General features: G+C 70.2%; 1 protein-coding gene. It reads left to right on the top strand.

All coding sequences use genetic code 11. The features are described from left to right. The first annotated feature begins 318 nt into the window (after nt 1-318). On the top strand, nt 319-1680 hold the full coding sequence (locus AB0C36_RS43100; RefSeq protein WP_358365276.1) for a tyrosine-type recombinase/integrase: 1362 nt from the start codon (nt 319-321) through the stop codon (nt 1678-1680). Nucleotides 1681-1695 lie beyond the last annotated feature (15 nt).

The following is a 1695-nucleotide window of genomic DNA, read 5'->3' as shown; positions in this document are numbered from 1 at the left end:
TGCGGGAGTCGTGGTTGCGGGCGAAGGTGTCCGCGCGGGTGGTCCCGTGCACCTTCGTCGGGCGGCATCTGCGTTTCTCCGAGCAGGACTTGGCGGACATCGTCGCTGCCGGCCGCACCGAGCCGCGCCGTGGAAAGCGAACCCGTCGCACCCCGTGAAAGCCCACGTGGAAGCTCCGCCGCAGGGAACACCGCTGCCCGACACGGGACTTGACGGCTTGGCGGAGTGGAGCGTCCATCGACGGCGACCGGCCCCGGGCCGCGCGGTTGCCGCGCGGGCTCGGGGCGACCCCGAACCCCTGTGGGAGGGACTCTTCTCATGGCTTGGTCCGAGAAACACGGCACCACGTGGCGGGTGCGCTACCTCAAAGACGACGGCACCCTCGGCTCCGAGAACGGCTACCCCGACAAGGACACCGCCGACGACCGCGCAGACGAGATCAACACCGAGCAGCGCCGCGGCACCTTCACCGACCCCGCCCTGGGGCAGACCCCGGTGCGGGAGTGGGTCGATACCTGGCGCGACACCCTCGACGTCGGCGAAGAGACCCGCAGCATGTACGAGAGCATCCTGCGCAACCACCTCCTCCCCCGCTGGGGCGAGGTCGAACTCGCCGCCATCACCCGCTCCGCCGTACGGATCTGGAAGAACACGCTCGGCACCCGGTACGCCGTCACCACCGTCACGCACATCACCAAGCTGCTGTCGATGATCCTCGCCGACGCCGTCGACGAAGGACTCATCACCGCCAACCCCGCCGCCGGCCGGCGCCGCGGACGCCGGTCGCGCGTCAAGCGGCCCGCGCCGGTGTGGGCCGAACCCTGCGAAGTCCTCGCCGTCGCCGAGCGCATCCGGGAACTCGCGGGGTCGAACACGTACGTCATGGTGCTGTGCGCCGCGTACACCGGCATGCGGTGGGGCGAGACCACCGGCCTGCGATGGGCCAACATCGACCTGGTCCGCGGTGTCATCACGCTGCACCCCGAGACCGGGTCGCTGCACGAGATCAACGGGCGGTGCTTCCTCGGACCGCCCAAGACCGCCGAGTCCGCCCGAGAGATCGCCATCCCCCCGTTCCTGGCCGCCCTGTTGGAGACCGAACGCCAGCACGCTGCCAACGGGTTGAAGACCACCAGCCCGAACGGAACGGAACAGGCCGTAGACGGGGTGGTGTTCACCAGCCCCGACGGCGGCTGGTGGCGCCGCTCCACATTCTCGCGGCGGTACTGGCGGCCCGCCGTCTACGGCGACAGCCGGCGCGCGTGGGCGCCGCTCAAGCCCGGCCTGACCTTCCACGGGCTGCGGCACTCGCACAACACCTGGATGATCGACGACGGCATCATCGACGTCGCCCGCGCGCGACGGCTCGGGCACCACGTCCCCGACAAGCTCCAGGACGTCTACGGGCACGTATCCGACCGGCTCGTCCGGCGGATCGTGAAGAACATGGAGAAACGCTGGCAGCGGACATGGGACCAGGCCCACCCCGAAACACCCGCCATCGGGAGCGCAAGCCGGGCCAAGTCGTCGGCAGACGCCACGAAGGCGGGCAAGACGAAGGGGAAGAAGAAGGACAAGGCCACCCGGAAGAAGGACCGCCTGCCCGAGACCGCCGCCGGCCGTCCGCTTGGCCCGGCGTCAAGGGGTCATCTCCGTTCGACCGGGTACGACGCGGCTTGACGCGGTAGTGGGAGG

Source organism: Streptodolium elevatio, from assembly GCF_040649515.1.
GTDB classification, from domain to species: Bacteria; Actinomycetota; Actinomycetes; order Streptomycetales; family Streptomycetaceae; genus Yinghuangia; species Yinghuangia elevatio.
This window is presented reverse-complemented; position numbering and strand designations above follow the sequence as displayed.

Coding starts and splice junctions, on each gene's coding strand:
- AB0C36_RS43100 (WP_358365276.1), top strand. CDS start 319: ATGGCTTGGTCCGAGAAACACGGCACCACGTGGCGGGTGCGCTACCTC.